The 17,679-nt window shown below is 36.4% G+C and carries 14 protein-coding genes; 3 read left to right on the forward strand and 11 right to left on the reverse strand.

Annotated elements, in window-relative coordinates; all coding sequences use genetic code 11:
• Positions 1-119 precede the first annotated feature (119 nt).
• The 3 genes from NK356_RS22730 to NK356_RS22740 form a co-directional block, all read right to left on the reverse strand.
• Positions 120-1,472, reverse strand: a complete 1,353-nt coding sequence (locus NK356_RS22730) for a DEAD/DEAH box helicase (RefSeq protein ID WP_253318129.1) — start codon at positions 1,470-1,472, stop codon at positions 120-122.
• 165 nt (positions 1,473-1,637) lie between these two features.
• Positions 1,638-2,147, reverse strand: a complete 510-nt coding sequence (locus NK356_RS22735; protein WP_253318130.1) for a hypothetical protein — start codon at positions 2,145-2,147, stop codon at positions 1,638-1,640.
• 81 nt (positions 2,148-2,228) lie between these two features.
• Positions 2,229-3,875, reverse strand: a complete 1,647-nt coding sequence (locus NK356_RS22740) for an AarF/ABC1/UbiB kinase family protein (RefSeq protein ID WP_034696318.1) — start codon at positions 3,873-3,875, stop codon at positions 2,229-2,231.
• Positions 3,876-4,085: 210 nt separating this feature from the next.
• Here NK356_RS22740 and NK356_RS22745 point away from each other — a divergent pair, with 210 nt between their 5' ends.
• On the forward strand, positions 4,086-4,256 hold the full coding sequence (locus NK356_RS22745; protein WP_167595386.1) for a hypothetical protein: 171 nt from the start codon (positions 4,086-4,088) through the stop codon (positions 4,254-4,256).
• Between the two features lie 236 nt (positions 4,257-4,492).
• Positions 4,493-5,137: a hypothetical protein gene (locus NK356_RS22750; RefSeq protein ID WP_034696320.1), complete on the forward strand. Its 645-nt coding sequence runs from the start codon at positions 4,493-4,495 to the stop codon at positions 5,135-5,137.
• A gap of 61 nt (positions 5,138-5,198) precedes the next feature.
• Here NK356_RS22750 and NK356_RS22755 read toward each other — a convergent pair whose 3' ends face one another.
• Entirely contained in the window at positions 5,199-6,707 is a 1,509-nt protein-coding gene (locus NK356_RS22755) for a carbon-nitrogen hydrolase family protein (RefSeq protein WP_034696322.1), read from the reverse strand.
• Positions 6,708-6,796: 89 nt separating this feature from the next.
• Between NK356_RS22755 and NK356_RS22760 the strand changes: the two genes are divergently transcribed.
• Positions 6,797-7,183 carry a hypothetical protein gene (locus NK356_RS22760; RefSeq protein WP_253318131.1) on the forward strand — a complete coding sequence of 129 codons (387 nt, stop codon included), beginning with the start codon at positions 6,797-6,799 and terminating at the stop codon, positions 7,181-7,183.
• A 611-nt stretch (positions 7,184-7,794) separates the two neighbouring features.
• On the opposite strand, the gene guaA is transcribed toward NK356_RS22760, so the two are convergent.
• From guaA to NK356_RS22795, 7 genes are all read right to left on the reverse strand, one after another.
• Entirely contained in the window at positions 7,795-9,324 is a 1,530-nt protein-coding gene (gene guaA, locus NK356_RS22765) for a glutamine-hydrolyzing GMP synthase (protein WP_253318132.1), read from the reverse strand.
• Between the two features lie 333 nt (positions 9,325-9,657).
• Entirely contained in the window at positions 9,658-10,896 is a 1,239-nt protein-coding gene (gene purD / locus NK356_RS22770; RefSeq protein ID WP_034696326.1) for a phosphoribosylamine--glycine ligase, read from the reverse strand.
• Between the two features lie 90 nt (positions 10,897-10,986).
• Positions 10,987-12,504 carry a bifunctional phosphoribosylaminoimidazolecarboxamide formyltransferase/IMP cyclohydrolase gene (gene purH, locus NK356_RS22775; RefSeq protein ID WP_253318133.1) on the reverse strand — a complete coding sequence of 506 codons (1,518 nt, stop codon included), beginning with the start codon at positions 12,502-12,504 and terminating at the stop codon, positions 10,987-10,989.
• A 169-nt stretch (positions 12,505-12,673) separates the two neighbouring features.
• Positions 12,674-13,240, reverse strand: coding sequence for a phosphoribosylglycinamide formyltransferase (gene purN / locus NK356_RS22780; protein ID WP_253318134.1), 567 nt, complete (start codon positions 13,238-13,240; stop codon positions 12,674-12,676).
• Positions 13,241-13,339: 99 nt separating this feature from the next.
• Positions 13,340-14,332, reverse strand: a complete 993-nt coding sequence (gene purM, locus NK356_RS22785) for a phosphoribosylformylglycinamidine cyclo-ligase (RefSeq protein ID WP_253318135.1) — start codon at positions 14,330-14,332, stop codon at positions 13,340-13,342.
• Positions 14,333-14,614: 282 nt separating this feature from the next.
• On the reverse strand, positions 14,615-15,166 hold the full coding sequence (locus tag NK356_RS22790; protein ID WP_034696329.1) for an NADPH-dependent FMN reductase: 552 nt from the start codon (positions 15,164-15,166) through the stop codon (positions 14,615-14,617).
• A gap of 37 nt (positions 15,167-15,203) precedes the next feature.
• Positions 15,204-15,932, reverse strand: coding sequence for a pirin family protein (locus NK356_RS22795; RefSeq protein WP_114820525.1), 729 nt, complete (start codon positions 15,930-15,932; stop codon positions 15,204-15,206).
• Between the last annotated feature and the right edge of the window lie 1,747 nt (positions 15,933-17,679).

Consider the following 17,679-nt stretch of genomic DNA (forward strand, 5'->3'; position numbering starts at 1 on the left):
TATTTTTGAGAAAAGGCTCAGATTATAAAATCTAAGCCCTGACTTTTTAACTTACACACTTTACGGGATAGTGTCATTAAAAATAAAAAACGATTCCTAGTATTGGAATCGTTTTTATTTTATTTCTTTCTTTTCGATTTCGAAATTGCTTTCTGCTGAGCTCTGTTGGCTCCAAACTTCTTAGGTGCTTTTCTTTTGGAAGGTCCACCCCAGTTTTCTTTGGTATTTTTAGCTTTCTTCTCGTGGAATGCGCCTCCACCGTCATTCAGTTTTACCTGAGCAGGATTTTTCATCACTACCTGATCTTCTTCAGCAGCAATCTTTTTAGGATTGATCTTAACGTTCTCAGGGAATTCATTAAATTTCAATTCTTTATCCATCAATAGCTCAATGTCAAGAATCAAAGGTTCTTCTTTTTTAGTCACAAAAGTAACAGCCTTTCCTTCTTTGTCCGCTCTACCCGTTCTACCGATCCTGTGGATATATTGCTCCGGAATATCAGGGGTTTCAAAATTGATCACATGCGTAATGTTTGAGATATCAAGACCTCTTGCCATTACGTCTGTAGTAATCAAACCTCTGATCTCTTCATTTTCAAAGCTTTTCATCGCTTTTAATCTGTAGTTCTGAGATTTGTTGGAGTGAATCACATCAAACTGTTCAGGGAAAAGCTCATTAATTTTAGTAAAGAGCAGGTCAGCATGTTTTTTATTATTATTAAAAATCAACACTTTAGACATATCTGCATCACTTTTCAGCAAATGTTCAAGTAAATTGATTTTAGTATTAAAGTTTTCAACTTTGTACCCTGTCTGTTCAATTTTTTCAAGCGGAGTTCCTGATTTTGCCAGTGAAATCTCAATCGGATTGGCAAAATACACATCCAGCATGTCATCTACCGCTTCTGTCATAGTAGCTGAGAAAAGAATATTCTGTCTCTTCTCTTTCATCATTTCAAAAATGTGGGTAAGCTGTGGTCTGAAACCAAGGTTAAGCATCTCATCAAATTCGTCAATGATAAGTTTCTGAACTTCTTTCAGAGAGATTGCGTTGTCTATGGAAAGGTCCATTACTCTTCCCGGTGTTCCTACTAAAATATCACAACCATCATTGAACAATAGTTTTTGAGTATTGATATTTTTTCCACCGTATATTCCGATTACTCTTGCGGTAATATTTTCCGTCAGTTTTTCAAGGATTTCAGTCACCTGTACCACCAATTCTCTTGTAGGAACAAGCACCAAAACAGTTGGATTTCCTGTCTTACTGTATTTCCATGTTTTCAGAACGGGTAAAAGATAAGCCAATGTTTTTCCGGTTCCGGTCTGTGCAATTCCCATTACATCTCTTCCCGAAAGAATAGGTTTTAAGCTCTTCTCCTGAATGGGAGTAGGTTCAAATAATTCCAAATCCGCTAAAACATCAAGAATTTTAACCGGAAGGTCAAAATCCGCAAAAGTGAGTTTTTCCATTTTGCAAAGATAGGTATTTAATTTTGTAGTATGGAAGCACGAAGTCTGAAGCTGGAAGATTATCAAACGTTCTTTTATTTTTTTGAATGTACAATGAAACAAATTAATGTATTGACACAAATCATTTCCTTCCCTCTTCCAGCCCCCATCCTCCAGCGATTGTACTCAATTCACCTTTACACTTTCACTGATTATTTTAATATCATCATCTATCCATTTGCTGGAAGTAACAATAACATATCCTTTCTTTTTTGGATCTTTTTTGATGGGGAATTCATCCTCTTCCCACTGATTACAATGGGTTGAAATAGAGGGCAATAACAGCTTCCAACCCGTTTTACTTAACGTATACACATAGAATGGATGCCAGCAGCTGGTACACCAATTGGGGTAAAAACCAATCTCCTCCTTCCCATCTCCATTAAGATCACCCAAATTATACAGACTTCCCTGCTTGGCAGGCGTAATCTTTATAGGTTTTATGTTTTTATCGCTGAAATAAATGGTTGTTTCACACTTTCCTTCACATTCGTCACCACAGTCGCTGACTTTTGTGTAAGCGTATTCTTTTGTTCCGTTTCCATCAAAATCTCCCTGAAGTTTCTCTTCATTTCCCTGTTGAGCAATACAATATGAGCTGAACAAGGTGAGTGTTGTTATAATAAGTGTTTTCATTGCTGAATTGGGGTTATAAGTTGTGGGATTCGGGTTACGAGATGCGGGGTTTAGGGTTTCGAGTTTTTGAATTTTTCGGGTTTATTTTCTGGTTACTCTTAGCAGGAGGATTATGACTAAAAGAATTGAAAAGATAAAGCCCAAAACCGCTACCAAAGATAATTCTCCGATTCTTGGTCCGGATTCGGAAGAAAAGACAATAGCTGTGGCAATAATATTTGCTCCTAAAATCATAGCCAGAATCAGATTGATGACACTGGATTTGATCAGTTGGTTGGTCTTATCTATATTTTTGATCTCGCTGGAAACCGTAAATTTATTTTCATCCAGCTTTTGAAGAACGGAACGGAGCTCTTTCGGGATTTCATCCACATTATCCGTGAAATTCATCATGCGGTCCATCCCTGTTTTTAAAAGATTTTTAGGACTGATTTTCTTGGTGAAAATCTTTTTGGTGTAAGGGTGAAGACTTTTAACAATATCAAGATCAGGATTAATACTTCTTCCCACTCCTTCTATCAGACTGATTCCTTTGAACAGAAGATAGAAATAATCCGGCATATAAAGCCTGTTGTCTTTCAAAATATCCTTCATCTTGTTGATGATCACCTGCACATTAATATCCTGTAATGATGAGCTGTGTACAAAATTCAGAATTTCTTCCACATCATTTTCAAATCTTCTTTCGTCCGGAATTTCATAGCTTATCGCCATTTTTTTGAGTGAACGGACTATTTTATGCGAATTTTTAGCAACAAAACTTACAATAAGATTTTCAAGAATTTCTTTATCATTAGGTTGAATTTTCCCCACTGCCCCAAAATCAATGAAAACAATTTTACCGTCTTTTCTCACCAAAATATTTCCGGCATGAGGATCCGCATGGAAAAATCCATAGTCCAAGATCTGCGATACAAAGAGCCTTAATCCTGCTTCAGAAACTTTCACCGGATCAATATCATTCGCCAGCAGAACAGATTTATCGGTAACCTTAATCCCATCAATAAACTCCATACAAAGAATATTGTTGTTGGAAAATTCTTCATAGACTTTAGGAACATATGTTTCTTTATTGTTCTTAAAATTCAGACGGAACTGCTGGATATTATTTTTTTCATTGATCAGAGAGACTTCTTCCAGTAAAGATCTTTCAAAGGTAGAAATAGCCTGTTTCAGATTCAGTTTTTCTCCTATTTCCGAATAGGCAGATATTAGTTTTTCAATATCTTTAATCAACAGTAAATCATCTTCAATGACGGACTGCACATCAGGTTTTCTCAGTTTTAAAATCACCGGGCTGCCATCCATCAGAACAGCTTTGTAAACCTGTGCAATAGAAGCTGTAGCCAGAGGCTTTTTCTGAATTTCACGGAAATAATCTTTAACGGAAATATTAAACTCGCTTTCCAGCGCCTCTTCTACATCCATATCTACCGTATCCACTTTGTCCTGAAGTTTTTGCAGCTCCTGGATCAATTCCGGTGGCAATAAGTCTTCCCTATTACTGAATGTCTGACCCAATTTTACAAAGGTAGGTCCAAGCTCTTCTAGGGCGAGTCTTATTCTTTCGTAAACGGTTCCTTTTGAAATGATTTCATCTGAATGACCAGAAGCTTCTTCCTGCTTATTTCCATTCATTCTGGCCAGAAGATCTTTGAATCCATATTTACTTAATACAGAAATCAGTCTTGCGGATCTTTTCAGTTTTCTTTGAGGCTTATCAAACATAGTGTATCAATAGTAGGTGCAATTTACTCCAAAAATTGTTCCTTTATGAAAAGAATTATGAGCAGAACACCAATGGATGAAATTAAAAACAACATCACATAATCAATATTTTAAAGAATAAAATACACCATAACAATAAAAAAGCATCATATATTGTAAAAATTGATATATTTACAACGTAAAAATAAAACAAACCAAAAGTATTAAAACATGAAAAATTTACGCAACAACAAACTTTCAAGAGAACAATTAAAAGGGATTGCAGGAAATGGGATTATCATCCCTATCAAAAACTGCTCAAACCAATGCTGCCCTACTGATGGAAGACCAACATGTCCAGGATTGATTTGCCCTGCTGTAGTTTGCCCTGAGTATATGTAAAATCTGATTTTATACAGAACCATATAGTACCCGAAGAAATATTCTTCGGGTATTTTTTTTGCTCCAAAAAATGCTTACGTACCACAATTTATGGCATATTATTTCCATCTAAAACAACAGCAAACAAAACACAAGAATCTATTTATCAAACCATTACACAACAAAAACCCAAAATAGAGAATTAAATCCATAATCATGTTCAATTAACAACAAGCCATAAATATAATTACAACACTATGTTAAAAAAAATTATTTCAGCTGGTCTTATTGCATCAGCAATTATGTTTACCACCCAAGTAAAAGCACAGGTAGCATCAGCCCATTCTATTGCCGAAGTAGCCACAAAAGAAATGAGCTATCTGGGACTTACAGAATCACAGGCCAATAAAGTAACGGAGATCAATACAATGACCGCAGATGCCCTAATTGCTCTTGACAGCAAAGCCGGTAACAATAACAGTCCGGAGAACAACAAAATAATTGCTGACGAATTTGTAAGCATCATCGCTCAACGTCATCAGGCCATGGCACAAATCCTTACTCCTGAACAGATGGCAGTGGTAAAACAAGACAGAGCAGAAAAGATTGCTCTTTTCAGAACATTTCTTATGGTTCCTATTCTGGATCTAACTGAAAGACAGGTTGAGCAGGTATATGAGATCAACTTCAAAGGGGTACAGGAAGTTCAGAAGGATTATGGAAAGCGTCTTAACAAGAAAAATGCAGGTCCGGAAGACGCTGACAGCAAAAAGGCAAAACGCATTATTATCAATGATTTTAAAGCACTGGATAAAGATTTTAAAAAGATACTAAGTCCTGAACAATATGAGGTTTATAAAAACAATCAGGATTTAATCAGAGAATCTGCTAAAAAAGGTTAGTTCGTTCCGTTTGGATACTTAAATATCTGCGGCAGCTCCAATGGAGCTGCCGCAGATATTTTTATTTAAGGTAAGTTTCGTAAAGGTCTTTTCTTCGGTCTTTCATTACCTGGACAGAACCGTTATGATGAAGATCTTTCAAGAGGTTCAGATCGACATCTACAATCAGTGTCATTTCTGTATTGGGAGTTGCTTCTCCTTTTACAGCATTAGACGGAAAGGCAAAATCTGAAGGGGTAAACACAGCCGCCTGCCCAAACTGAATATCCATATTATTTACCTTCGGAAGGTTTCCTACACAACCAGCAATGGCTACATAACATTCATTTTCTATGGCTCTTGCAGCAGCACAGTGGCGTACTCTCATATAGGCATTTTGGGTGTCTGTAAGATACGGTACAAACAGAATTTTCATTCCCTGATCGGCCAGAATTCTTGGTAATTCCGGGAATTCTACGTCATAGCAGATCACAAGACCTATTTTCCCACAATCGGTATCAAAGACTTTGATTTCATTTCCTCCTTTCATCCCGTAGTACCTCTTTTCGTTCGGCGTGATGTGAATTTTTCGATATTCATCCATACGGCCGTCACGGTGAAGAAGGTAACTTACATTGTACAAATCGTTATTATCGCTATCAAAAACAGGCATACTTCCGGAAATAATATTCACGTTGTAACTGATGGCCAATTCTGAAATCTTTTCTTTGATCTGCTCAGTAAGTTTAGACAGCTCAATCATACTGTCTCTTTCGGAAAGATTGTTGAAAGGAGCCAGCAAAGGCGTGTTGAAAAGTTCCGGAAAAAGAACAAAATCAGACTTATAATCTCCCATCACATTCACAAAGAATTCTACCTGCTCATAAAATGCTTCTATGTCTTTAAACGTTCTCATCTGCCACTGCACCAATCCAAGACGGATAATGCTGTCCTGCATGGTATTCGGTTTTCTGCTGTAATAGATATTATTCCATTGCAAAAGAACCGCATTTTCTCTGGAAGCTTCATCTTCCGGAAGATATTTTTTCAGGATTCTTATCGGAAGAAAATTATTGGAAAGCTGGAAAGACAATACAGGGTCATAGATTTCCTTATCTCTTACTTTTCGGATATATTCTCTTGGAGAAAATTCATGGCTGTATTTGTGATAATTCGGGATTCTACCACCCAGAACAATAGATTTCAGATTTAATAATTCACAAAGCTCTTTTCGGGCATCATACAATCTTCTTCCTAAACGCAGTTCACGAAACTCCGGATCTACAAAAACTTCTATTCCGTACAGGACATTTCCTGTAGAAGTATGGGTATTGAACGTATAATTTCCCGTAATATCGCTATAGGTATGGTCATCACCGAATTCTTCGTAATTGACGATTATGGAAAGTGCTACAGCAGCCAGTTTTCCATCAACGGTGATACAGATCTGTCCGTTCGGGAATATTTTTGTGAGTTTATCGATACTTTTTTTGGACCAGATAGACTCCGACATCTGCGGGTAGGCCCTTTTCATCGTTTCCGCCAGCTCATTATAATCCTGAAGGGTCAGGTTTCTTGTTTCTATTTGCATTTGATGTAATTTTACTTAAATTTAGTGAAAATATTTTACTTCAATCCTTATAGAAAAGTACTTCCCAATCATTTATACAAAATTTAACAGTGGATATCTCTAAAATTTTACAAACAGTTGTTCATTCAGATAACTACTGGAAACATTCTGATTTCAGTTCTGTAATGGAGGCGCTTAAACCCCATTATAATACTCATATAGAAATGGATACAGAAAAAGTTGTTGTTCTGCTATTAGGAGATAAAGCCATCGGATACATCTGTTTGAATTATCCTCTGATTTTTATAGAAAGTCAATATGCTTTACAAGTAAAAAATATTCTTCATACATTTCATGATATAGAATACATTATTGTCGATACGCTATCTAATGCCTATCTGTCTGTAGATCCTGATTTTTATAATGCTTATTTTGATTTTATGGAAAACCTGAATGCTTTTTCTGCTGAAGATTTTTACTTTTACAATGTAAATTAAAAATCATTCTTGTCCGATTAAATTAAAGCGTAATTAACAGGTCGCTCCTCTGGAGCTTTGTTATTTATGGAAACATCTTTTTTTTCTACTAACAGCAGATCCCGACGGGATCAAATCCAGCTCCACTGGGAGCTAACTGTTAATAGGACATATTTGTTTTAAAATTATAGCTCCGGAGGAGCGGCCTGTTAATTCATGCTGTAAATATTGATATTTTCAATGTATTTATAATTTTTATCGGAGAGTAATGATTATATTAAATTTTATTAGCTAATGAAACCGTACGCAGTAACTTTATTCATAAGTACCTTACTTATTTTGATTTTAAGAATCTTTTATCCTTACTCAATCATTAATCTTTTACATAATTTCAACTTGTTTTCAGTATCTGAACTCAATGCTGAGGAAGTGAAAACTTTTGTTTATGTATATGTAGCAGGATCAATATTTTTAAACTATCTTATTTTTCATAAGCATATGCTCTTCAAACTGATATATTGCTTGTTAATTGCTTTTAATATTTTACTTATCATTTCTTCATTAAGGCCATTTTAACAAAAAAATATCCCACCCAAAACGGGCAGGATTTATATTTAAATTCAAGTCAAAAATTATTCCCACTCAATGGTTGCAGGTGGTTTGCTTGAAATATCGTAAGCTACTCTGTTGATTCCTCTTACTTCGTTGATGATTCTGCTTGAAACAGTATCCAAGAATTCGTAAGGAAGTCTGCTCCATGTTGCTGTCATAAAGTCGATGGTGTTAGCAGAACGAACTACCGCTGTGTATTCGTAAGTTCTTTCGTCTCCCATTACTCCTACAGATTTTACCGGAAGAAGTACTACGAAAGCCTGAGATACTTTTTCGTAAAGGTCATTTTTGTATAATTCTTCGATGAAGATATCATCAGCTTCCTGAAGGATTCTTACTTTCTCAGCATCTACCGCTCCCAATACTCTGATTCCTAATCCAGGACCTGGGAAAGGGTGTCTGTATACCAAATGATGAGGAATACCCAATTCTTCTCCTACTCTTCTTACTTCGTCCTTGAAAAGCTCTCTTAATGGCTCTAATAATTCGAATTCCATATCTTCAGGAAGTCCTCCAACGTTGTGGTGAGACTTGATCACTGCAGATGGTCCGTTGACAGACTGGCTTTCGATAACGTCAGGATAAATGGTTCCCTGAGCTAAGAATTTTGCGCCTTCAATTTTGTGAGATTCTTCGTCAAAAACATGGATAAATTCGTTTCCGATGATTTTTCTCTTCGCTTCAGGATCGTCTACTCCAGCTAGTTTTGAAAGGAATCTTTCTTTAGCATCTACCATTTTAATGTTCATATGGAAATGCTCTCCATACTGATCCATTACTTTTTTGCCTTCATCCTTTCTCAATAATCCTGTATCTACGAAGATACAAGTCAACTGATCACCGATGGCTTTGTGGATCAAAACAGCAGCTACAGAAGAGTCTACACCACCAGAAAGTCCAAGGATTACTTTGTTGTCTCCTACTTTCTCACGGATTTCCTCAACTGTTTTTTCGATATAGTTAGTCAGTTTCCAGTTTTTCTCTGAGTTACAGATGCTGAAAACAAAATTTTCAAGCATTTTCCCTCCTTCTTCAGTATGAGAAACTTCCGGGTGGAACTGCACGCAGTAGATTTTTTTATCTTCATTAGCAATAGAAGCAATTACTCCGGATTTTGCATTTAATTCAAAACCTGCAGGCAATTCTCCTACTTCGTCAAAGTGGCTCATCCAAACGACAGAGTTCTGAGTCACTCCTTTTAATAAAGAGCTTTCTTTAACGATCTCTAAGTTTGCTTTACCGTATTCTCCTTTTTCTCCTTTGTTTACTTTACCTCCTAAAAGGTGAGCTGTCATCTGCATTCCGTAGCAGATTCCCAATACAGGAACTCCCTGCTCGTATAATTCTTTTTCAACCAGGTGAGCATTTTCTGCATTTACAGAACTTGGTCCACCGGAAAGGATGATTCCTTTTGGTTGTTTTGCTAAAATATCTTGTAATGGTGTATTGTAAGGCAAGATTTCAGAGTACACGCCCATCTCACGGATTCTTCTTCCGATAAGCTGGTTGTACTGGGATCCGAAATCTAAAATAATAATACCGTTGTTCATTTTTGAATTATGATTTATAAATTATAAATAATGAGTTATTTTTTGATCTTTCAATTGCATTGGGATTCATATCAATTTTGAGGCTCCTAAGGAGAGACAAAATCTGTATTACATCTAATAATCAACTTTTCACTCACAAAATGTGTAATCAATATGCTTAGGTTTTGGCTAAAGCCAATCATATCTCTACTTCTTACAATCGGGCTAAAGCCCGATCCTATTGATAAAAAACTGACTTTATAGCATACTGCCTGTAGCCTAAAGCCTATTGCTTCTTAACTGTTTTACAAAAAAAGACTTGGATTAGCTCCAAATCTTTTTTCGTGATTTTTATTAAAACTTTCCGATGTCTTCTCTGTAGAAGCCGTAATCGAAATGTACGTGACCTGCGTCTTCGTAAACTTTTTTGCGGGCATCTTCGTAAGTAGCTCCTGTAGCCACAATGTTCAGTACTCTACCTCCATTGGAAACCACTTTATCTCCTTTACTGATTGCTCCTGCGTATAACAGTTTACTGTGTTTCAGTTTCTCTTCTCCTGTAATTTCGAAACCTATTTCGATATTTCTTGGATAACCTCCTGAACACATTACAAGACAAACTGCTTTTTCATCTTTAAACTTAAGCTCAATATCTTTTCCTTCCATACAGTCCTGGATCACATCCAAAAGATTGTTTTCCATCAATGCCATCAATACCTGAGTTTCAGGATCTCCGAATCTCATGTTGTATTCAAGAAGGTAAGCTCCGTTTTTCGTTACCATCAATCCAAAGAAGATGATTCCTTTAAATCCGAAACCTTCAGCTTTAAGACCTTTAACAGTAGGCTCTAAGATATTTTTCTCAAAATCTGCGTAGTGCTCCTGAGTAAATTCCGGGCTTGGTGCTACTGAACCCATACCTCCTGTATTAGGTCCTGTATCTCCGTTTCCAGCTTTTTTATAATCTTTAGCTGCTACACACGGGAATAATTTTTCCCCGTTAGAGAAAGCAATGATTGAAGCTTCAAAACCTTGTAAATATTCTTCAATAACTAAACGAATACCAGCATCACCATAGATTCTTCTGATCATGAAATCATGGATTGTAGCTTCAGCTTCTTCAAGGTTGTCACAGATAACAACACCTTTTCCGCCAGCTAAACCACTTGCCTTGATTACCAAAGGATACTGCTGTGTCTGCACATATTCTTTAGCATCATTGTATGAATCAAATACGACAGCCTTAGCTGTTTTGATATCATAGGTCTGCATAAATTTCTTAGAGAAAGCTTTACTTCCTTCCAGGCTTGCTACTTTTTGAGTAGGCCCGAAAACCTTAAGATCATGCTTTTTAAATTCGTCCTTGATACCCGCTACAAGAGGAGCTTCCGGACCTACGATCGTAAGATCAATTTTTTCTTTAATAGCGAAATCTCTAAGTTCTTTGATTTCTGATAAATGAACATTTTTCCCTATTACATCGGTAGTAGCATTCCCGTTGGCAAAAAACATTTTAGAAATTCTTGAGTCATTCTGAAGCTTTGCCGCTAAAGCAGATTCTCTACCGCCTTCACCTATGATTAATATTCTCATACTTTATATTATTATCTAGTCTTATTTTACAAATATATAATTTTGAATGCTAAAAATACAATCCCTAATTATTTTTTAATTCTATTTTAATTAGTGGAAAAAGTGTCTAACACCTGTAAACATCATTGGAATATTGTGCTCGTTTGCAGCCTCAATACTATCCTGATCTTTTACACTTCCACCCGGCTGAATAATCGCCTTGATACCTTCCTGAGCGCAGAAATCTACCACATCACGGAAAGGGAAAAATGCATCTGAAGCCAGTACCAAATCTCCTGAGAATTTTTCTTTTGCTCTTTCGATAGCCTGCTGAGTCGCCCAGATTCTGTTTACCTGACCACCTCCGATACCGAATGCCTGAATTCCGTTGGAAACTACGATTGCATTAGACTTCACATATTTTACTACTCTCTGAGAGAAAAGTAATGCTTTTTTCTGTTCTTCTGTAGGCTGTACTTCAGTTACCACTTTGATATCATCTGAGAAGTGAAGGTCATTATCCTGAACAAGGATACCTCCGTCTACTTTTACCCAGGTCTGTTTGTCTGAAACAGGGTTTACGATTTTGATGATTCTCAGGTTTTTCTTTTTTCTTAAAATTTCAAGGGCTTCTTCATCAAATTCAGGAGCCATTACAATTTCAAGGAAAGTTTTATTCAATTCTTCTGCTGTAGCTGCATCAATCCTGTAGTTCATTGCAACAATTCCGCCAAAGATGGAAACCGGATCACATTCGAATGTTTTCTGATAAGTTTCCAATGCTGAAGTTCCGATCGCTACGCCACAAGGTGTAGAGTGTTTTACGGCACAACAAGCCATTTCTTCTTTGAACTCAGTGACAACTTTCCAGCAAAGGTCCATATCACGAAGATTGTTGAAAGAAAGTTCTTTACCTCCAAGCTGCTCGAAATCTTTCATCGCTCCGTTCTCGAAAGTAGAAACGTAGTAAGCTGCTGTCTGGTGAGGATTCTCTCCATATCTTAGATCTGCTACTTTTTTATAAGAAGCATTCAGATAAGTAGGATATTCTTCATCTAAAAGCATTCTTGAAATTGCAGCATCATACGCAGAGGTAAGGTTGAATACTTTTCCTGCAAGCTTTTTACGGGTTTCGATGTACGTATCACCGTTTTGCTCCATTTCAATTTTCACTGCTGCATAGTCTTCTACATCAGTGATTACTGTTACAGAATCAAAGTTTTTCGCTGCAGAACGAAGCATTGAAGGACCTCCGATATCGATAAACTCTACTTTTTCATGTAAAGAAATGTCTTTGTTTACATTTTCAAAGAAAGGGTAAAGGTTTACGATCACCATGTCAATCAGATCAATCCCGTGCTCCTGAACGGTTTGCATGTGCACTTCGTTGTTACGAACAGCCAGCAATCCTCCGTGAACTTTTGGGTGTAAAGTTTTCACTCTTCCGTCCAACATTTCAGGGAAATTGGTAACCTCATCAATCTGAATAGGATTTAAACCAGCGTCTTTCAAATGTTTGAACGTTCCTCCTGTAGAGATCAACTCATAATTCTGAGCTTCCAAAAACTGTGCGAATTCAATTAATCCACTTTTGTCAGAAACACTGATTAAAACTCTCTTTTTACTCATTTTACTTTCAATTTTTTACTTTTTACAGCTATTTCAAACTGTGTCCGGGTCTTTCACCTCCGAACTTACTTTTATTTTACTTAGATTTTTTTTCTTAATGTAACAATGAGATTCTTCGCTATGCTCAGAATGACAATTACCATTATTGATAAATTGGTACATTGTTACATTACAGGTTTCCCAGGACCTTATTGATCGCTAACGGGAATATTTCATATTCAATCTGGTGAACTTTCTGAGCCAGAGTTTCAGGGGTATCATCAGCGGTTACTTCGAAAGACTTCTGAAGAATAGCTTCTCCTTCATCAATCCCTGGCGTTACAAAATGTACAGTTGCCCCACTCTCTACTTCTTTGGCTTCAATAACTGCATTGTGAACGTTCATTCCCCACATTCCTTTTCCTCCGAATTTCGGAAGCAAAGCCGGGTGAATATTGATTATTTTACCATTCCAGTTTTCACAGAATTCAGATTTTAAGATGGATAAAAACCCGGCCAATACGATTAAATCTGTATTTTCAGGGATTACTTTAGCCAACTCGCTGCTGAAGTTCTTTCCTCTTGGAATCAATATGTTTTCTATATTGTGATTCTTTGCTCTTTCCAATCCGAAACATTCTCTGTCTGCTACCACCAAAGTTACTTTTGCATTCTGGATTTCTCCTGAGTCAATAGTATCAATGATTCTCTGCAGATTGGTTCCTGAACCGGATACGAGTACAACGATGTTCTTCATATTTCTAATTAGCCCCGATTGCAGCGGCATCCTTTTTTTGAAATGGCTTTGTAAAAAAGCACTGGCAAAAAAGATATAGCGGAAAGCGGGATTAAGCTTCTAAAACTTTAAATTAATTTTCTCTGCTCCTTCAGTGATTTCACCGATTTCGTAAGCGTCATCTAAAAGGTGCAATACTTTTTCAGCATGTTCAGCATCTACAACGATTACCATTCCTACACCCATGTTGAATGTTCCGTGCATTTCTTCACGTTTTACTCCACCTCTTTTTTCAAGCTCAAGCATAACACTAGGAATTCTGATTTTTGATTCGTCAATAGAAGCACAAAGTCCTTCTGGAATAATTCTAGGAACGTTTTCGTAAAGACCACCTCCTGTGATGTGAGCAATTCCTTCTACTTTTACTTCTTCCAATACTTTGTGAATATCTTTGTAGTACAGTCTTGTAGGCACTAAAAGTGTTTCATATAATGGTTTTCCTTCAAACTCTTCTTCAAAGTTCGGGAATACTTTTCTTACTAAAGAGAATCCGTTTGAGTGGAATCCTGAGCTTGGTAACGCAATAATTTTGTTCCCTGCTTTGATCTTAGAACCGTCAATGATCTGATCTTTTTCTACGATTCCTACACAGAATCCTGCAACATCATAATCTCCAGGCTGGTACATACCAGGCATTTCAGCAGTTTCACCACCAATCAGTGCACAGTTGTTATCTTTACAAGCGGCAACCATTCCTAAAACGATTTCTGCAGCGATTTCTGAATCAAGCTTTCCACAAGCCAGATAATCTAAGAAGAATAAAGGTTTGGCTCCATGGCAAAGGATATCATTGGCACACATTGCGAAACAATCTACACCGATAGAATCATATTTTTTGGTATCTAAAGCTACTTTCAGCTTTGTTCCCACTCCATCTGTTCCTGATACAAGAACCGGATTTTTGTATCCAGCGATTTCATAGAAAGCACCAAAACTTCCCAAGTGGTTCAGTACATTGGAATTGTGGGTTTCACCGACCGCTTTTTTGATCTTGTCAACCGTTTTGTATCCTTCTTCTTTGTCTACTCCTGCTGATTTGTAAGTGTTGCTCATGTCTGCTTAGATTTTTAGATTTCAGATTCAGATTTCAGATGATTTATTGTCTTGCATCTGACGTCCTGTGTCTTCTTATCTTTTAATATTTCAATTACTTTTATACTCGATTTTAGAAAACAAAAAAGCCGACAATCTTTTCAGATTATCGGCCGTTATTTTATCTCAGAATTTCAGAGCCCACAACTTTCCCTTTATGAGAAAAACATTGTTTATAGGAGGTCTGAATTTTCATCTCTTTTCTTTTTGCAAAAATAGTAATTTTAAATGAATATTCAAATTCTATTTTTCAAGGATTGTTTCAATGGCTGCAATCTTCTTAATTTTTTCTTTTAACTCGCTGTTTTTCTCTTCATTAGAAATTTTCTGAGCGGCTTTATCAAAGTTATCATTAAAGAAAGGAAGAGAAAAAGTTTCTACCACATTTCCTCCATGGAAAGGGAAACGCTTTGATGCTGCTTCCAAAACACCTGCTCCACCTCTGCCTCCGGGAGATGTAGACATCAATAGCATTGGTACTTCATTCCAAACGGTTCTGTCTTTGATTCTGGATACCCAGTCGAATACATTTTTGAATGCTGTAGAATAGGTTCCGTTGTGCTCTCCTAAAGAAACCAACAATAGGTTTGCTCCATCAATTTTTGCTGCAAAATCATGAGCTTCCTGAGGAACACCTCCTGCTAATTCTCTTTCATGTTTATAGATTGGCATTTCGAAAGGATTTAAGTCTATCACTTCTACGTCTGCATTTTCAAATAGTGTTGATGCATAAGCTACCAACTGTTTGTTCATTGAAGCTTCTGAGTTACTTCCTGCTATTGCTAAAATTTTCATAGGTGAGGTTTATTTTTAAGATTACAAATTTAGTTTTTTATTTAAGATAAGAAGGCAATTCCATTGGGACTTCCATTAATAATACTTCTGTGTCTTCCACGGCTTCGATATTAAAGCTCTGGGTATCCCAGATTCCCAATCCGTCTCTTTCATTCAGAACACGGTCTCCGATTTTTGCACTTCCTTTTAACACAAATGCATAGACTCCGTTTCCTTTTTTGTTGAGCATATAATTTTTGCCATTTCCTTTTTTAAAGTTGGCCAGATTGAACCAGGCATCCTGATGAATCCAAACTCCGTCATCATTTTTATTGGGAGATAGGATCTGCTGGAATCCGTTGATTTTCTCACCTTCTTTGATACTTTTCTGATCGTATCTCGGTTCAACATTCTGTTCTTTTGGGAAAACCCAGATCTGAAGGAATTTCACCTCCTCGTCTTTATTTTTATTGTATTCGCTGTGCATAACACCGGTTCCGGCACTCATCACCTGAATTTCTCCTTTTCTGATCACCGCTGTGGTTCCCATTGAATCTTTATGCTCCAAATCGCCTTCCAAAGGGATTGAAATAATTTCCATATCTCTGTGCGGGTGTGTTCCAAAGCCCATTCCCTGAGAAACGGTGTCATCGTTCAATACTCTTAAAACGCCAAAGTTCGTTCTTTCTCTGTTTTGATAGTTGGCAAAACTGAATGTATGGTATGAATTTAACCATCCGTGATTGGCATGGCCTCTTGAATCTGCTTTATGATATACTGTTTTCATTTCTGTGATTATTTATAGTACAAATGTACGGGATGTGGGTGTTTAAAAAGTTGATGTAGGTTAAGAAAGGAAATTGGAGAAGTAAAAAGGGTTGAGAGCGCTCAGAAAGTGAGAATCATTTATAGGTTGGATTACGCAAAGACGCGATTTTTTTTTGCATTTAATATATTTTTAGGGCGCAAGGATTTTATCTGCGATAAAATTTTATACTGGATATTTTTTTCTTCCAATGATTAAATAAGTGCAAACATCTATGCTACCTGTGAAAATCTGTGGGAGATTATTATAATCTTAAGATCAAAAAAACTAGTATGATGCGGGTTAAGAAAGGAAATTGGAGAAGTAAAAAGGGAGAGCGCTCAGAAAGTGAGAATCATTTATAGGTTGGATTACGCAAAGACGCGATTTTTTTTATATTTAATCTGTTTTTAGGGCGCAAGGATTTTATCTGTGATAAAATTTTATACTGGATATTTTTTTCTTCCAATGATTGAGCTGATTATATATAAGTGCAAGCATCTGTGTTACCTGTGAAAATCTGTGGGAGATTATTATAATCTTAAGATCAAAAAAAAACAGATAAGTATGATGTGGGTGTTTAGTAGATTAAGAAAGGAAATTGAAGAAGTAAAAAGGGTTGAGAGCGCTCAGAAAGTGAGGTTCATTTATAGGTTGGATTACGCAAAGACGCGATTTTTTTTTACATTTGATATGTTTTTAGGGCGCAAGGATTTTATCTGCGATAAAATTTTATACTGGATATTTTTTTCTTCCAATGATTAAATAAGTGCAAACATCTATGCTACCTGTGAAAATCTGTGGGAGATTATTATAATCTTAAGATCAAAAAAACTAGTATGATGCGGGTTAAGAAAGGAAATTGGAGAAGTAAAAAGGGAGAGCGCTCAGAAAGTGAGAATCATTTATAGGTTGGATTACGCAAAGACGCGATTTTTTTTATATTTAATCTGTTTTTAGGGCGCAAGGATTTTATCTGTGATAAAATTTTATACTGGATATTTTTTTCTTCCAATGATTGAGCTGATTATATATAAGTGCAAACAGCTGTGTTACCTGTGAAAATCTGTGGGAGATTATTATAATCTTAAGATCAAAAAAACTAATAAGTATACGAAGGATAGATTTTAAGTTTTGGCTAAAGCCAATGGATTGGATCTATAAAAAAGAATGGGCTAAAGCCCATTCCTATTGAATTGAATACTCTTTCTCACAGGTTTTGCTGATTGAGCAGATTATTTATTCGTAAAGTCTATCCGTCCAGCTTGTCATTCCGAAGGAATCTATACTCTACATTAATTGGGTTATAAAATATATCGAGACTCCTACCGGAGTGACAAAATTGGAATTGACAAAGCTAAAAGAGAATATCCCAAAGAGATACAATTCAATAGGAACGGGCTATAATCCTGAGCGTAGACGAAGGAAGCCCGTTTTTCTATCAACATAAAAATTCATTTGGCTTTAGGAGCCGAAACCTAAAATTAAATTTTGGCCATGCCCGATGAATGGAATTACAATGTATAAGGCTCAAGGTTGCTTTTATAAATATAAATGTATAAAAATTATTTGGAAATTAACACAGAATCTAAAGCCGATCAATAAATATTGAAAGAGAAAAACGGGCTAAAGCCCGTTCCTATTGAATTTTGGGTAGTATCTCACTAACTGTGTAAGTTAAAAAGTTATTCTGGAAAATTTTGAGCCCTTATAGCTCAAAAAATTTTAC

This window comes from Chryseobacterium sp. S0630 (assembly GCF_024158915.1).
Classification (GTDB): Bacteria; Bacteroidota; Bacteroidia; order Flavobacteriales; family Weeksellaceae; genus Chryseobacterium.

What these genes read in the sequence shown, in the direction of transcription:
- NK356_RS22730 (WP_253318129.1), bottom strand. Translation starts at nt 1,472, where the DNA reads ATGGAAAAACTCACTTTTGCGGATTTTGACCTTCCGGTTAAAATTCTT.
- NK356_RS22735 (WP_253318130.1), bottom strand. Translation starts at nt 2,147, where the DNA reads ATGAAAACACTTATTATAACAACACTCACCTTGTTCAGCTCATATTGT.
- NK356_RS22740 (WP_034696318.1), bottom strand. Translation starts at nt 3,875, where the DNA reads ATGTTTGATAAGCCTCAAAGAAAACTGAAAAGATCCGCAAGACTGATT.
- NK356_RS22745 (WP_167595386.1), top strand. Translation starts at nt 4,086, where the DNA reads ATGAAAAATTTACGCAACAACAAACTTTCAAGAGAACAATTAAAAGGG.
- NK356_RS22750 (WP_034696320.1), top strand. Translation starts at nt 4,493, where the DNA reads ATGTTAAAAAAAATTATTTCAGCTGGTCTTATTGCATCAGCAATTATG.
- NK356_RS22755 (WP_034696322.1), bottom strand. Translation starts at nt 6,707, where the DNA reads ATGCAAATAGAAACAAGAAACCTGACCCTTCAGGATTATAATGAGCTG.
- guaA (WP_253318132.1), bottom strand. Translation starts at nt 9,324, where the DNA reads ATGAACAACGGTATTATTATTTTAGATTTCGGATCCCAGTACAACCAG.
- purD (WP_034696326.1), bottom strand. Translation starts at nt 10,896, where the DNA reads ATGAGAATATTAATCATAGGTGAAGGCGGTAGAGAATCTGCTTTAGCG.
- purH (WP_253318133.1), bottom strand. Translation starts at nt 12,504, where the DNA reads ATGAGTAAAAAGAGAGTTTTAATCAGTGTTTCTGACAAAAGTGGATTA.
- purN (WP_253318134.1), bottom strand. Translation starts at nt 13,240, where the DNA reads ATGAAGAACATCGTTGTACTCGTATCCGGTTCAGGAACCAATCTGCAG.
- purM (WP_253318135.1), bottom strand. Translation starts at nt 14,332, where the DNA reads ATGAGCAACACTTACAAATCAGCAGGAGTAGACAAAGAAGAAGGATAC.
- NK356_RS22790 (WP_034696329.1), bottom strand. Translation starts at nt 15,166, where the DNA reads ATGAAAATTTTAGCAATAGCAGGAAGTAACTCAGAAGCTTCAATGAAC.
- NK356_RS22795 (WP_114820525.1), bottom strand. Translation starts at nt 15,932, where the DNA reads ATGAAAACAGTATATCATAAAGCAGATTCAAGAGGCCATGCCAATCAC.